General features: G+C 32.0%; 1 protein-coding gene. It reads right to left on the bottom strand.

All coding sequences use genetic code 11. The features are described 5' to 3' along the window. Positions 1 to 35: 35 nt before the first annotated feature. Positions 36 to 509 carry an IS200/IS605 family transposase gene (tnpA, locus tag Tmeso_RS15840; protein WP_099192889.1) on the bottom strand — a complete coding sequence of 158 codons (474 nt, stop codon included), beginning with the start codon at positions 507 to 509 and terminating at the stop codon, positions 36 to 38. Between the last annotated feature and the right edge of the window lie 135 nt (positions 510 to 644).

Raw genomic sequence — 644 nt, 5'->3', positions numbered from 1 at the left:
ACCGCGCTTTTTCCCAGGCTACCCCTAAAAGGGGTTTATTTTTTGCCCTTGTTTACTGGCTCACCCGTAAACGGGTCTATATATTCTTTCAGACTTATTTGTTCTTGTACTATATCTTCTTGTATTTGCTTTTTTATATATTCTTCAATTACTTTTTTATTTCTTCCAACAGTTGTCACATAATATCCCTTGCACCAAAATTGTCTATTTCCATATTTATATTTCAAATTTGCATGCCTATCAAATATCATTAGTGAACTTTTTCCTTTTAAATATCCCATAAATTGAGATACACTCAATTTTGGAGGTATACTTACTAACATATGAATATGGTCTTTACATGCATTAGCTTCTATTATTTCTACTCCCTTATGCTCACATAGTTTTCTAAGTATTTTTCCTATATCAACCTTAATCTTTCCATATATTACTTGTCTTCTGTACTTTGGTGCAAAAACTATATGATATTTACAATTCCACTTTGTATGTGCTAAACTACTATTATCCATAGTGGATGAACCTCCTTTGTAATGGTTTTGGTCGGCAAACCTAATTCCATTTTACATTGGAGGTTCTATTTTTTTCTACTCATAGCTATAAGCTTTTTTGAACCACGGGTATAACCCGTGGTATTCCTTATACAA

It is taken from the genome of Tepidibacter mesophilus, from assembly GCF_002724055.1.
Taxonomy (GTDB): Bacteria; Bacillota; Clostridia; order Peptostreptococcales; family Peptostreptococcaceae; genus Tepidibacter_A; species Tepidibacter_A mesophilus.
Note: the sequence above shows the minus strand (reverse complement) of the source record. Positions and strands in the feature narration are given on the sequence as shown.